The organism is Frankia sp. Hr75.2 (genome assembly GCF_949319125.1).
GTDB lineage: Bacteria > Actinomycetota > Actinomycetes > Frankiales > Frankiaceae > Parafrankia > Parafrankia soli.
Genome location: NZ_CASGGV010000036.1, coordinates 1 through 13,540, shown reverse-complemented (window position 1 = coordinate 13,540; position 13,540 = coordinate 1). Strand labels below are relative to the sequence as shown.

Sequence of the window (13,540 nt, the reverse complement as noted above, 5' to 3'; positions counted from 1 at the left end):
GAGCAGGACCGCGGGGTATGGGGAGCTGTCGTGGGCGACATGCTGCGGGTTGAGTCTGCTGGCGGGGCCGGCGGCCGCGAAGGCCAGAAGCGCGATCACCACGGTGCCTGTGCGGTGATGGTCCCGGAGGCGCCGCCACCGGCTGGTGATCGTCATAGCGGTTCCCGTCCGATGCTGGGCCGTTGCTGGGCCGTGGTGCCCACGGTACGGGCCCCGTCCGAGGGCCGCAGTGCCGCCTGCCGGGTGCCGGCGGCCCTCGGACGGGGCGTGCTCAACGCGCGGACGTGGATTCCAGGGCGACGGGGTCCTCGCGGCCGATGGCCGGTGCCGCAACGGCCGGTGCCACGCCGGCTGGCCGGCTCAGCGTCTCGCCCTCGACGTCGATGTGGGGCAGGACCCGGTCGAGGTGGCGTGGGATCCACCACGCCTTCTCCCCGAGAAGGGCGAGGACGGCGGTGGCCAGGCCGAAGACGATGCCGACCATGAAGATCGGCATCATGCTCATGATGGGTCCGGTCTGGTTGAGGCCGAATTCCGGTGCCCGGCGGCCTGGGTGACCTGCTTCCCCCGATTCCGATTCCCGTCGGCGGCCTGCCGTTCGACCTGACCATCGTCAAGGCGTCCACCGACGCCGAGGTCCTGTCGCTGACCGCGACCGCCAGGGATCTCGTCCTCCCGGCGACGGAGACCCCGACCCGGCACTGCCCCCCGGTGGAGAACGGCCGCGCCTGACCCGACGCCCGCGTCCGGTTGTCGAGCCCCCACGCACAGTCAACCCTTGGCATCGGTGCGGACGAGATCTACCAGAAATACCTGGGCATCGAGTAGCCCTGACAGGCCGGCATGGCCCGACCGCTCCGAGGCGCGGCAAGTGTGACCGGTTCCGCTCCGTCGTGCACTGACATTCGGGAGGTATGCATGATACATATGTATGTATAGTACAAAGAAGTTGAGGAGGGGGCATGACCTCCAGTGACGACAGTGGTGGCTCCGCCCTGGTCGCGACCCGTCGCGTGGGCGACGCGTCGCACGTCAACGCGATCATCGCCGTCCTGGGTGGGATAGGCGTCGTCGTCGCGATGATGCAGACGTTGATGGTGCCGCTGCTGCCGACGCTGCCATCGCTGCTGCACACCAGCTCGGCGAACGCCTCGTGGGCGATCACGGCCACGCTGCTCACCGCGTCCGTCGCCAACCCGGTGTACGGGCGGCTCGGCGACCTCTACGGCAAGCGGCGCATGGTCTTCGTCGCCGGCACCGCGCTCGCCTGTGGCTCGGTGGTGTGCGCTCTGAGCAGCTCGCTCGTGCCGCTGCTGGTGGGCCGGTCGATGCAGGGCCTCGGCATGGCGATCATCCCGCTGGGCATCAGCATCATGCGTGACCTGCTGCCGGCGAAGCGGCTGATCCCCGCCATGGCGCTGATGAGCTCCTCGCTCGGGATCGGGAGCGCGCTGGGCCTGCCGATCGCGGCGGCGGTCGCCCAGCAGACCGACTGGCACGTGCTGTTCTGGGGCTCGGCCGTCGCCGTCGTCGCCCTGATGGTGCTGATCTGGCGGGTCGTTCCCGAGTCGCCGGTCCGCGGCACGGGCCGGTTCGACCTGCCGGGGGCGATCCTGCTCTCCGGAGGGCTCGTCGCGCTGCTGCTCGCCGTGTCGAAGGGAAGCACCTGGGGCTGGACCAGCACCACCACCCTCGGCCTGGGCATGGTGGCCGCCGCCCTCCTCGTCGCCTGGACCTGGTGGGAGACCCGCGCCGAGGCCCCCCTCGTGGACCTGCGCACCACCATCCGGCGCCCGGTGCTGCTGACGAACATCGCTTCCGTCGCGCTGGGCTTCGCGATGTACGCGAACTCGCTGATCAACCCCCAGCTGCTGCAGCTGCCGAAGGCCACCGGGCACGGGCTCGGCCAGTCGCTGCTCGCCACCGGCCTGTGGATGGCCCCCGTGGGGCTGGTGATGATGGCCGTGTCGCCCATCGCCGGCAGGCTGATCACGGCACGCGGACCGAGGACCTCGCTCATCGCCGGCTCGGTCGTGATCGCCGGTGGCTACTGCCTCGCACTCGGGCTCACCGGCAGCCCGCCGGGAGTCCTTCTCGTCAGCTGCGTGATCAGCACCGGCGTCGCACTGGCGTACGCGTCCATGCCCACCCTGATCATGCAGTCCGTGCCGGCATCCGAGGGTGCCGCGGCGAACGGCCTCAACACCCTCATGCGCTCCATCGGAACCACGGGGGCGAGCGCGGTGATCGGCGTGGTCCTGGCGAACATGACCATCCCGTTCGGGTCGACCCAGGTGCCCTCCCTCGCCGGCCTGCACGTCGGATACCTGATCGGCGCCGGCGCCGCGCTGATCGCCGGCCTCCTGGCACTCGGCATCCCCGGCCGCGCGGCGTCGACGTCGGCCGTCACGCTCCCGGAACCCCGCCGGACGTCCCCGCAGGCGACCCAGCCCGCGGCGACGTCCACCTCAAGCGGCTGAGGTCAGGTCATGGCTGGAGCCACAGGGGCTCGGGCAGGAGTGATCCGAGGCCGTACTGGGTGATGCCGCCGACGTTCCTGGCGGCCATGACGCTCGGGTTCACCCGGACGGTGAAGACCGCGGGAACCAGCGCGGTCAGCCGCTCCTGGAGGGTGGCGTACGCGGCCTTGCGTTCCTGTTCGGTCGTCCCCGTGCGGCCCGCCTTCAGGGCGGCGTCGATCCGCTCGTCCTTGACGCCCGGGAAGTTGCCGCGGGAGTCGCTGCGGAACACCGTCCACATCCGTGGGTCCGGGTCGATGAAGTTCGCCGACCAGACGACCATGTCGAAGTCGTTGCTCGCCTGGATCTTGGGATACTCGGAGAAGTCGACCACCCGCACCTGGACCTTGACGTTCTCGTACGAGCTGAGCTGGGCCTGGACGTTCTCGGTCGTGTCCCTGATCTCCGACGAGGTGAAGCTGGTGAACGTGAAGGTGACGGGTTTGCCGTCGGCGGCCAGCTCGTCGAACAGCCGCTGTGCCCTCGCCCGGTCGTACGTCCGCAGCGGCTTGTCGGAGTAGAACGGCGAGGACTTGGTGAACAGCGTGTCGGCGGTCTGGGCGGCGCCGTTGTACACGGCCAGGTTCAGCGCGTCCAGGTCGACCGCGGCGGCGATCGCCTGCCGGGCCCGCAGGTCGTCGAACGGCGCCCTGCGCATGTTCATCGCGAGGAACAGGCCGCCGCTCAGCGGCGTGACGTCCGTCGAGTAGCCGGCCTTCCCGGCCTTGGCGACGCTGTCCGCGTTCGTGTCGATGACCACGTCGGCGCCGCCGCTGATCAGAGTGTTGTACCGCTGGCTCGAGTCGTTCGACGTGCGGATGGTGATGCTGTCGAGATAGGGCCGGGGAGCGTCCCAGTAGCCGGGGTTCTTCGCCAGCTCGATGCGGTCCTGGCGGGTCCAGGTCCGCAGGGTGTACGGCCCCGCGCCGACCGGCTTCGCGTCGAAGGACGCCTTGCCCTTCCGCAGCGCGGTGGGGGAGGCGATCCAGTTCATGGACGTGGTGAGCATCGCGGCCGGGAAGCTGGGCACCGGCTCGGTCATCGTCACCTTCAGGGTCGTGGCGTCCACGACGTCGGTGGCGGCGATGAGGGACGCCTCCGGCAGGTAGGGCGAGGCCATCGCCGGATCCCGATGACGATCCCAGTTGAACTTCACCGCCGCGGCGTCGAGCGCGGTGCCGTCGGTGAACGTCAGGCCCGGTCGAAGTTTCAGCTCGAACGCGGCGCCCTTGTCGGCGGTGGCGAACGACTCCGCCATCGCGTACCTGATCTCGCCCGTGTGCTCGTCGTTGGTCATCAGCGTGCCGTACAGGGCGTTGCCCACGAACGCGTTGACCTGCCACGCGTTCGTCATGGTGACCGGATCCATCGAACGGGGCTCGGAGAGCTGCATGACCCGCAGGGAGCCGCCGGCGACCGGCTCGCCGGTGGGCCCGGTGGCGGTGGTGGTGCCGGTCGTCGTGGACGAGCCGTCACCGCCGCCGCAGGCGCCCACGGCGAGCGCCACACAACAGGCGATGACGGCGGTGAGTAACTTCTCTCTGCGAAACATCGCAGTCCTCTCGCTGGTTCCCGGCGGCTAACGGGCGACGGTGGAGGCCTCGGCGGCCCAGTAGGCGTCGCGCAGCGGCTTCTTGTAGAGCTTGCCGTTGTCCAGGCGGGGGAGTTCGGGCACGAAGTCGATCGACCGCGGCCACTTGAACGGCGCGAGCCTGGTGCGGCAGTGCTCCAGCAGCCGCGCGGCCAGCCCGTCGCCGGCGTCGGCCATCCGCACCGGCTGGACGACGGCCTTGACCTGCTCGCCGAGCTCGGGGTGCGGCACGCCGAACACGGCGACGTCCACGACCTCGTCGTGCAGCACCAGGACGTCCTCGATCTCGCGCGGGTAGATGTTCACCCCGCCCGCGATGATCGTGAAGTCCTTCCGGTCACTGAGGTAGAGGTAGCCGTCCTCGTCGACGTGGCCGATGTCGCCCAGGGTGCGCCAGCCGGGATGGGCGGGATGGCTGACGGCCCTGGTGCGGTCCGGGTCGTTGTGGTAACTGAAGCCCGCGCCCTTGGCCTCGAAGTAGACCACCCCGTCCTGGCCGGCCGGGAGCTCCGCGTCATCCTCACCGCAGATGTGCAGCACCCCGCCCTGCGCCCGGCCGACCGATCCCGGGTGCGCCAGCCACTCCTCACTGGTCAGACCGGTGCTGCCGACATTCTCGGAGCCGGCGTAGTACTCGAAGATGATCGGGCCCCACCACTCGATCATCTGGCGCTTGACCTCGACCGGGCACGGCGCGGCCGCGTGGACGGCGATCCGCAGGCTTGACAGGTCGTAGCGGGCGCGGACCTCGGGTGGCAGCTTGAGCATCCGGACGAACATCGTCGGGACCCACTGGGAGGTGGTCACCCGGTACCGTTCGATCGCGTGCAGGGCCCCCTCGGCGTCGAACTTCGGGAGGACGACAACCGTGCCGCCGACGCTGTGCATCAGCGCGGACACCCGCAGCGGGGCTGCGTGGTAGAGCGGCGCGGGGGAGATGTAGACCGCTTCGGAGTCGAAGCCGAAGGCCCCGCGGGCGCCGGGAAGCAGCGGGGCGTCGCCCTCGCTGGCGGGCCAGTCGGGCCGCGGGAACTGGATTCCCTTCGGCCGGCCGGTCGTCCCGGAGCTGTAGAGCATGAACGTGCCGCGGATCTCGTCGTCCCGGGGCTCGGTGGAGAAGCCGGCGGTGGCGGCGTCGAGGTCCTCGTAGTGCTCGGAGCCCCCGTCGAGCATGAGGCGCCGGACGACCCCGGGGGTCTCGGGGACGACGGCTTCGGCTACCTCGGCGAGCGCCCGGCTGCTGATCAGTGCCTTCGCCCCGCTGTCGTTGATCAGGTACGCGACCTCGGGCGGGGTGAGATGCGAGTTCACCGGGGTGATGTAGAGGCCGCAGTTGAGGCCGGCCCAGACCAGCTCGAAATAGCGCAGGTGGTTCTCGGCGAGAATCGCGAGGCGGTCACCCGGGCGCAGGCCCGAGTCGACGAGTAACCGGGCCAGCCGGTTGGAGCCCTCGACGAGCTCACGGTAGGTCAGGATCCGTTCCTGCCCGCGGGGGCCACCGGCGAGGATCACGGCGGGCTTGTCAGGGGTCAGCGTCGCGAAGTCTGGTGGGTACATCTGGTCCTCCAGGGAGAGAACAACGGTTCGCTATACGGGAAACGTAGCTCTTTCAATGGGTGATACCAGATTCTTGGCGGTGGAGATAGATGGCCTGTGCGGTTCCGCGGAACCGCGGCTCAGCAGATGCGGGGGAGTTGCTCGCCGACGAGCATGTCGACGAGCCGGGTGCTGCCCAGCAGCGTGCGCATCACCACGCGACCAGGATGACCGGCGACGACGTCGCCCAGGCGGGTGGCGTGTCGGCTTTCGGGCCGCGAACGCATGACGGCCAGGATCTCGTCGGCGGCCTCGGGCGCGACAACGGCGATCAGGCAGCCCTCGTTGGCGACATGCAGCGGGTCGAGACCGAGCAGGTCGCAGGCGGCGGCGACCAGCGGCGGCACGGGCAGCGCCGTCTCGTCGATCTCGACACCGACTCCGGACGCCGCGGCGATCTCGTTGAGCGCCGACGCCACCCCGCCGCGGGTCGGGTCGCGCATCACGTGGATGTCGCCGCCGCGGCGTTCCACCATGGCCTGGACGAGACGGTGCAGCGGGCGGGTGTCGGAGGCGATGTCGGCCTCGAAGCCGAGGGCCTCCCGCGCCGAGAGCACGGTGGTGCCGTGCGCGCCGATCGGCCCGGAGACGAGCACCGCGTCGCCGGGGCGGGCGAAGGCGGCCGAGACGCGCGCGGCGGGCAGGCGGCGTCCGATGCCGGACGTGGTCACGAAGATGCCGTCGGCGGCGCCGCGGGGGACGACCTTGGTGTCGCCGGTCACGACGGGGACCCCGGCGGCCGCCGCGGCCGCACCGACGGAGGCGATGATCCGCCGCAGGTCGTCGAGGGGGAAGCCCTCCTCGATGATGTAGGCGACGGTGAGCGCGAGCGGCGTCGCGCCCATCATGGCCAGGTCGTTGACGGTGCCGTGGACGGCGAGCGTGCCGATGTCCCCGCCGGGGAAGAACAGCGGGCTCACGACGAACGCGTCGGTGCTGGTCACCAGGGTGACGCCGGCGACGTCGAGGACGGCGGCATCCTCGAGGACGCCGCCGTCGGGCTGGCCCGCCCGCGCGGCCAGGGCCGAGCCCGCGCCGAGGGCGGGCAGCAGGACGTCCCGGAGCAGCTCGGCGGACAGCTGCCCGCCGCTGCCGTGCCCGAGCGTGACCCGCTCGGTCTCGACGCGGGGGAGCGCGCAGCTGGCGAAGGTGGGGTCAACGGTGGTCACGACGCCCTCCCGGCGGAGTGGTAGGCGGCGCAGGTGCCCTCGGTGGAGACCATCGGCGCGCCGAGCGGGGTGCGCGGGGTGCAGGCCGTCCCGTAGGCGGTGCAGTCGGTCGGCTCGCGGGCGCCGGTGAGGATGTCGCCGGCGATGCAGGCGGGATGCTCCCGGGCGGTCAGCCCGGAGACGGCGAAGCGGGTCTCGGCGTCGTAGCGGGCGAACTCGTCGGTGAGGGCCAGGCCGCTGTCCGGGATGGTGCCGATGCCGCGCCAGGCGCGGTCCCGCACCCGGAACACGCGGCGGATGGCCTCCCGCGCCCGGCTGTTGCCGTCGCGGTGGACGGCGCGGGCGTACTGGTTCTCCACCCGCGCGTGGCCCGCCTCGAGCTGGCGGACGGCCATCAGGATGCCCTCGAGCAGGTCGAGCGGCTCGAAGCCGGTCACGACGACGGGTACCTGGTAACGGTGCGCGATGGGTTCGTACTCCGTCCAGCCCATGACGGCGCAGACGTGGCCGGCGGCGAGGAACCCCTGGACCTGGCGGTCGGGCGCGTCGAGGAGCGCCGTCATGGCCGGTGGGACGAGGACGTGGCTGACCAGGATGCTGAAGTTGGGCAGGCCGAGCTGGTGGGCGCGCAGTACCGCCATGGCGTTCGCCGGCGCGGTCGTCTCGAAGCCGACCGCGAAGAAGACCACCTGGCGGTCCGGGTGCTGTTCGGCCAGGCGTACCGCGTCCAGCGGGGAGTAGACGACGCGGACGTCGGAGCCGCGGGCGCGCAGGGCCAACAGGTCGGTCCCCGTTCCGGGTACCCGCAGCATGTCGCCGTAGGAGGTGAAGATGACCTCGGGACGGGCGGCGATGGCCAGGGCCTTGTCGATGAGTTCGAGCGGGGTCACGCACACCGGGCAGCCCGGCCCGTGGATCATCCGCAGGCCCGCGGGCAGCAGGTTGTCGATGCCCTGGCGGACGATGGTGTGCGTCTGGCCGCCGCAGACCTCCATCAGGGTCCAGGGCCGGGTGGCCGTCGTGTGGATCTCGTCGAGGAGCTGCCGCGCGAGGGCGGGGTCGCGGTACTCGTCGAGGTATCTCACAGCTCCGCCTCCAGGGAGGTGCCCATCGAGCGGAGCATCTCCAGGGTGCGGTGCGCCTCGGCCTCGTCGACCATGCTGATGGCGAACCCCACGTGGACGATCACGTACTCCCCGACCCGCGCGTCGGGGAGGTAGGCGAGGCAGACCTCGCGGGTCAGCCCGTCGAAGTCGACCGTGCCCATGAGCAGGCCGGCGACGTCGACGGTCGCCACGATCCGGCCAGGTATCCCGAGGCACATGCTGGGCCAGTCTCCGGGGCGGTGGACAGGTGCGGCAAGGGACGTCCGGCCCGTCCGATCGGCTCGTACGGACTCCCGCGGCCGAGGCGATGAGGCTGCCGTCCGGCACCAAGGCGCGCACTAACGTCCACTCGCATGACGAGCGAATCCGGCCGGCCGTTGTCCGCGCGGCTGGCGGACGCGGGGGTCGACCGGCGGTCTTTCCTGAGATTCTGCGCGGGTGTCACCGCGACGCTCGCCCTGCCGGCCCAGTTGGCGCCCAAGGTCGCCTACGCGTTGGACAAGGTCGACCGTCCCACCGTGATCTGGCTGGAATTCCAGGACTGCGCCGGTGACAGTGAGGCGTTCCTGCGCTCGCGTAATCCGTCGGCCGCGGACCTGATTCTGGGCATGATCTCGCTCGACTACCACGAGACGGTGATGGCGGCCTCCGGCGCGGCCGCGGAGAAGGCCCGCGACGACGCGGTGGCGAAAGGCGGGCACCTCGTCGTCGTCGAGGGCTCCATTCCGACCGGAATTCCCGGGGCGTGCACGATCGGCGGCAAGTCGGCCGAGGACATCCTGCGCGAGGCGGTCCGTGGCGCGGCCGGCATCATCAACGTCGGCACCTGCTCGGCCTTCGGTGGAATCCCGGCGGCCGGGCCGAACCCGACCGGGGCGGTCCGGGTCGAGGACGTCGTCGGCGGGGTTCCGGTTGTGAACCTGACCGGTTGCCCGGTCAACGCGGACAACCTGACCGCCACCATCGTCCATCACCTGACCTTCGGTGAGTTCCCGGCGCGGGACAGGTTCAGCCGGCCGCTGTTCGCCTACGGGCAGCGCATCCACGACACCTGCCAGCGGCGCGGCCACTTCGACGCCGGCGAGTTCGCCGAGCAGTGGGGCGACGCGGGCCACCGCAACGGCTGGTGCCTGTACCGGCTGGGCTGCAAGGGGCCGAGCACCTTCCACAACTGTCCCAGCGTCCGGTTCAACGGGGGGACGTCCTGGCCGGTGGCGGCCGGGCACGGCTGCGTGGGCTGCTCCGAGCCGGGCTTCTGGGACACCATGTCGCCCTTCTACGACCGGCTGCCGCACGTGGCGACCTCCGGTTTCGACCTCACCGCCGACAAGATCGGCGTCGGCGTGCTGGCAGCCACGGCGACCGGCTTCGCGGCGCACGGCGTCGGCAAGGTCGTCCAGCACCGGGTCGCCGCCCGCCGCGAGAAGCAGGCCGCGCGGGACCTGGTGGAAGACGACGAAGCGCCCACCGGCGAAGCGCCCACCGACGAAGCGGCCACAGACAAGGCACACGCCGACAAGGCACACGCCGACAAGGCGCACGGCGACGGAGAGACGGGCGAAGCGAGATGAGTCGGCTTGTCATCGACCCGGTGTCGCGGATCGAGGGCCACCTGCGGGTCGAGGTGCAGGTGGACGGCGGTCAGGTCACCGAGGCCTACGCGTCCTCGACGATGTGGCGCGGCATCGAGACGATCCTGACCGGCCGGGACCCCCGGGACGCCTGGCTGTTCGCGCAGCGGATCTGCGGTGTGTGCACCTCGGTGCACGCGCTGGCCTCGGTGCGGGCGGTGGAGGACGCGGTCGGCGCCGTCCCGCCGCTGAACGCCCGGCTGCTGCGGGACCTGATCGCCACGTCACTGTGTGTGCACGACCATGTTGTCCACTTCTACCACCTGCAGGCCCTGGACTGGGTCGATCCGACCGCGGCGCTCGCGGCCGACCCGGTGCGTGCCGCGGCGCTGGCGCAGTCCATCTCCGACTATCCGCGTTCCACGGCCGGCCTGTTCGCCTCGGTACAGACCCGGCTCAAGGTCTTCCTGGAAAGCGGGAAGATCGGGCCGTTCACCAACGGCTACTGGGGGCATCCGGCCTACCGGCTGAGCCCGGAGCTGAACCTGATCGCGTTCAGCCACTATCTCGACGCGCTGGACTTCCAACGGGACTACATCCGGGTGCACGCCCTGCTCGGTGGAAAGAACCCGCACCCGCAGACCTACGTGGTCGGCGGAATGGCGTCCCCGATCGACCTCAACAGCCAGGACGCCATCAACGCGAACACACTGCAGGAGGTGACGCAGATCCTGCAGCGGGGCCTCGAATTCGTCGAGCAGGTCTTCCTGCCGGACCTGCAGGCGATCGGCGCCGCCTATCCCGAGTGGACGACCTACGGTCGGGGCCTGGGCTCCTACATGGTGTTCGGTGACTATTCACTGTCGCCGCCGGGCATCGCCCGGCCACCCCGGGACGGCCTTTTCCCCGGCGGGATCATCCGGAACGGGAACCTCTCGGCGAAACCGGAACCCTTCGACCCGTCCGGTATCGCCGAGTCCGTCGCCCATTCGTGGTTCCGCTACGACGATCCCGGCGCCGCGCTGCCCCCCTGGAAGGGTGAGACGACCCCGCAGTACACCGGACCCGAACCCCCTTTCGAGCAGCTCGACGTCGCCGGGAAGTACACCTGGCTGAAGGCGCCGCGCTACCAGGGAGCGGCCATGGAGGTCGGCCCGGTGGCCCGCATGCTCGTCGGCTACACCTCCGGGGACGCCCGCATCCGCCCGCTCGTGCAGGGCGCGCTCGACGCCCTGCACCTGCCGCCCGAGGCGCTGATGTCCACCCTCGGCCGGGTGGTGGCCCGCGGCCTGGAGACCAGGCTGATGGCGCAGTACTCCCTGGAGCTCGTCAACCGGCTGCGTGACAACGTCGCCGCCGGCGACCTGGCCGTCGCCGACACCGGGCGCTGGCGCCCGACCTCCTGGCCGGAGGGCGCCCTGCTCGGCGTCGGCTTCCACGAGGCGCCCCGCGGGTCGCTGTCGCACTGGGTCGTCATCGAGGACGGCCGGATCCGCAACTACCAGGCCGTGGTGCCGACCACCTGGAACGCCAGCCCCCGCGACGCGGCCGGCAATCCCGGCGCCTACGAGGCCGCGCTGGTCGGCACGCCCGTCGCCGACCCGCAACGGCCGCTGGAGATCCTGCGCACCCTGCACTCCTTCGACCCCTGCATGGCCTGCGCGGCGCACCTCTACGACGCCGAGGGCCGCGACATCGTCGAGGTGCGGGTCCAGTGAGCATGACCGCGCCCGTCCCGCGGACCGAGCCCGCCGAGCCCGCCGACCGGACCGAGCGCACCGGCCCCGCGGCGCTCGTCCGGTTCCGGGTCTGGGATCTTCCGGTCCGCCTCATCCACTGGCTGCTCGTGCTGGACCTCGTCGCGCTGTCCGTCACCGGCTACCTCATCGGGAACCCGGACATCCACCCGGGCGGCCACGTCTACTGGGTCACCTGGACGAGGAGCGTCCACAAGGTCGCCGCGTACGTCTTCATCGCGCTCGTCCTGGCCCGGGCCGTCTGGCACCTCCGTTCGCCCAACCCCTGGTCCCGGTGGACGGAGTGGATACCCAGCACCCGGGAGCGGCTCGGCCAGATCGTCCCGTCGGTGCGCTTCTACACGTTCCTCTCCCGGGAGGCACCCCCGGTCATCGGCCACAATCCGCTCGCCGGCCTCACCTACACCGTGCTTTACACGATGTTCGGGGTGGAGATCGTCACCGGTCTGGTGCTGTGGGGTGTGGAGGGCACCGGCTGGGCGGCCTGGCTCACCGGCTGGCTGCTCCACGTGGTGTCACTGCCGACGCTCCGGCTCGTCCACCACCTGATCATGTGGCTCACCTGGGGATTCATGATCCACCATCTCTACAGCGCCATCCTGGTCGACCGGGTGGAGGGCACCGGCGTCCTGACCTCGATCTTCTCCGGACACAAGTTCCTCCCGAAGGACCACCTGTGACGGACCCGGCCGACCTCCGGGCGTCCACCACCCCGACGGACGCCCCCGTTCTGGTGCTGGGCATCGGCAACGAGCTGCTCGGCGACGACGGTGTCGGCGTGGTCGCCGCCCGGCGGCTCGGCACGCCGCCGATCCCCGGGGTCGACGTCCTCGACGGCGGGACGCTCGGGCTGATGCTCATGCCCTACCTGGCGGGCCGCGACGCGGTCCTCATCCTCGACGCCGTCTCCACCGCCCACGGGCGGCCCGGCGATGTCATCGTCATCCCCGACGGGGACGTCCGCCGCGGCCACGGCGTGCGCGCCACCGCCCACGACATCGGCCTCGTCGACGCGCTCGCGGCCACCGAGCTCGCCGGCTGCGCCCCCCGGCGCGTCGCCCTGGTGGGCGTCGTGCCCGAATCCGTCACCGAACGCTGGGGCCTGAGCCCCCTCCTCGACGCCCGCGTGGACGCGCTGGTCGACGCGGCCCGCTCCGTCCTCGCCGAATGGTCCGTGCTCGCCGAAGAGCCCGTGCTCGCCGAACAGAAGGTGCAGGTACCCGGACATGCATGAGGCCGGCCTCGCCCGCTCCGCGGTCAGCGCCATCGCCGAGGCCAGCGAGGGAACCCCGGTGCGGACGGTGGTTCTCGCCGCCGCGGCCGGTGTCGACATCGCCTCGGCCACCGCCGCGTGGCAGTCCGCCGCCGCCGGAACCTGCCTCGAGAACACCCACCTCTCCTGGCAGCACGCGGCGGACCGGCTGCGCTGCTTCACCTGCGCGCACGAGTACGACGGCGCCCGGCTCGACCCCTGCCCCTCCTGCGGCGGCAACGGGCTCGTCGTGGCGGCCGCGGACGAGCTCGCCGTGGTCAGCTGGACCACCTGACCACGGCGGGCTCGTCGACGGTCGCGATCACGTCGGCGTCCTTGTCTCCTGCCCTTCAGGCCGGGGTCACCTGCGAGACCCGCCAGCCATCCGGAGTGCCGACGAGGTTGATCTCCTGCACCACCGACCTGGTGGCCGGCTGCCGGCTCAGTACCGCGCCGCCCGCGCTGACGATGGCGAACGGCGTCATGTGCGACGTGAAATGCAGGACCGCGATGGACGAGGTCTCGGTCAGCACCGTCACCGCCTCGATGACCTGCTGGCCGCCCTGCCCGTGCCCGCCGATCGCGGCCATGGACCGGATCGCGGCCTCGTCGTCGGCCCGCGCGCTGCTGCCCGCGGTGTACACCCGGGCGAGCAGATTGACGTCCACGGTTTCGTAGGCGGCCACCCGGGCCTGGTCGAGGGTGGCGAGAACACCTGTCCAGTACTGCGCACGGGACTGCTCCGAGGGCGGCTGGACGACAGTGCTCGCCGGGGCCGGCGTGGTGACGACCACCGTGCCGGTGGCCTGCGGGGAGGGCGGGACGGGCGCGGTGGCGGCCGGGGTGGGCTGCGGGGTCACGTCCACCGCTGTGGTGGCGCCGGCCGCCGCGCCGGATGCCGCTGGTGCCGTGGCGGAGGCCCCGGCCGCGGCGCCGTCCTGGTCCCGGCGGATCGGCGCCGACCGCCGTCGGGGCCGTC

The 13,540-nt window shown here is 71.4% G+C and carries 13 protein-coding genes and 1 pseudogene; 7 read left to right on the top strand and 7 right to left on the bottom strand.

The window, feature by feature from the left end:
- Positions 1–271: 271 nt before the first annotated feature.
- Positions 272–505, bottom strand: coding sequence for a hypothetical protein (locus AC559T_RS04385; protein ID WP_498867837.1), 234 nt, complete (start codon positions 503–505; stop codon positions 272–274).
- Positions 506–537: 32 nt separating this feature from the next.
- Here AC559T_RS04385 and AC559T_RS04380 point away from each other — a divergent pair, with 32 nt between their 5' ends.
- Positions 538–732 (top strand): hypothetical protein, encoded by a 195-nt coding sequence (locus AC559T_RS04380; protein ID WP_498867836.1) that lies wholly within the window; start codon positions 538–540, stop codon positions 730–732.
- Positions 733–962: 230 nt separating this feature from the next.
- A complete protein-coding gene (locus tag AC559T_RS04375; RefSeq protein WP_498867835.1) occupies positions 963–2,480 on the top strand; it encodes an MFS transporter in 1,518 nt (505 codons plus the stop codon).
- A gap of 7 nt (positions 2,481–2,487) precedes the next feature.
- Here the strand turns inward: AC559T_RS04375 and AC559T_RS04370 are convergent, their stop codons facing one another.
- The 5 genes from AC559T_RS04370 to AC559T_RS04350 form a co-directional block, all read right to left on the bottom strand.
- Positions 2,488–4,071 carry an ABC transporter substrate-binding protein gene (locus AC559T_RS04370; protein WP_498867834.1) on the bottom strand — a complete coding sequence of 528 codons (1,584 nt, stop codon included), beginning with the start codon at positions 4,069–4,071 and terminating at the stop codon, positions 2,488–2,490.
- A gap of 27 nt (positions 4,072–4,098) precedes the next feature.
- A complete protein-coding gene (locus AC559T_RS04365) occupies positions 4,099–5,667 on the bottom strand; it encodes an acyl-CoA synthetase (RefSeq protein ID WP_498867833.1) in 1,569 nt (522 codons plus the stop codon).
- Positions 5,668–5,786: 119 nt separating this feature from the next.
- Positions 5,787–6,875, bottom strand: a complete 1,089-nt coding sequence (hypE, locus tag AC559T_RS04360) for a hydrogenase expression/formation protein HypE (RefSeq protein ID WP_498867832.1) — start codon at positions 6,873–6,875, stop codon at positions 5,787–5,789.
- Complete coding sequence (gene hypD / locus AC559T_RS04355) at positions 6,872–7,960, bottom strand: hydrogenase formation protein HypD (protein ID WP_020460944.1); 1,089 nt, start codon at positions 7,958–7,960, stop codon at positions 6,872–6,874. Before hypD ends, hypE begins: the two co-directional genes overlap by 4 nt.
- The gene (locus AC559T_RS04350) at positions 7,957–8,199 is read right to left on the bottom strand and encodes a HypC/HybG/HupF family hydrogenase formation chaperone (protein WP_071065878.1); all 243 of its coding nucleotides are present in this window, start codon (positions 8,197–8,199) and stop codon (positions 7,957–7,959) included. The genes hypD and AC559T_RS04350 overlap by 4 nt, the downstream gene beginning before the upstream one ends.
- A gap of 135 nt (positions 8,200–8,334) precedes the next feature.
- On the opposite strand from AC559T_RS04350, the gene AC559T_RS04345 reads away from it, so the two are divergent.
- The 5 genes from AC559T_RS04345 to AC559T_RS04325 are packed head-to-tail and all read left to right on the top strand — an operon-like array spanning position 8,335 to position 12,856.
- Positions 8,335–9,552 (top strand): hydrogenase small subunit, encoded by a 1,218-nt coding sequence (locus tag AC559T_RS04345; protein WP_498867831.1) that lies wholly within the window; start codon positions 8,335–8,337, stop codon positions 9,550–9,552.
- Complete coding sequence (locus AC559T_RS04340) at positions 9,549–11,270, top strand: nickel-dependent hydrogenase large subunit (protein ID WP_498867830.1); 1,722 nt, start codon at positions 9,549–9,551, stop codon at positions 11,268–11,270. Before AC559T_RS04345 ends, AC559T_RS04340 begins: the two co-directional genes overlap by 4 nt.
- Before the next feature lie 2 nt (positions 11,271–11,272).
- Positions 11,273–11,989 (top strand): cytochrome b/b6 domain-containing protein, encoded by a 717-nt coding sequence (locus tag AC559T_RS04335; protein ID WP_498867838.1) that lies wholly within the window; start codon positions 11,273–11,275, stop codon positions 11,987–11,989.
- Positions 11,986–12,543 carry a HyaD/HybD family hydrogenase maturation endopeptidase gene (locus tag AC559T_RS04330; RefSeq protein WP_071065874.1) on the top strand — a complete coding sequence of 186 codons (558 nt, stop codon included), beginning with the start codon at positions 11,986–11,988 and terminating at the stop codon, positions 12,541–12,543. Before AC559T_RS04335 ends, AC559T_RS04330 begins: the two co-directional genes overlap by 4 nt.
- The gene (locus AC559T_RS04325; protein WP_071065873.1) at positions 12,536–12,856 is read left to right on the top strand and encodes a hydrogenase maturation nickel metallochaperone HypA; all 321 of its coding nucleotides are present in this window, start codon (positions 12,536–12,538) and stop codon (positions 12,854–12,856) included. Before AC559T_RS04330 ends, AC559T_RS04325 begins: the two co-directional genes overlap by 8 nt.
- Before the next feature lie 55 nt (positions 12,857–12,911).
- Here AC559T_RS04325 and AC559T_RS04320 read toward each other — a convergent pair.
- Positions 12,912–13,540: pseudogene (locus tag AC559T_RS04320) on the bottom strand (hypothetical protein); the annotation flags it as partial.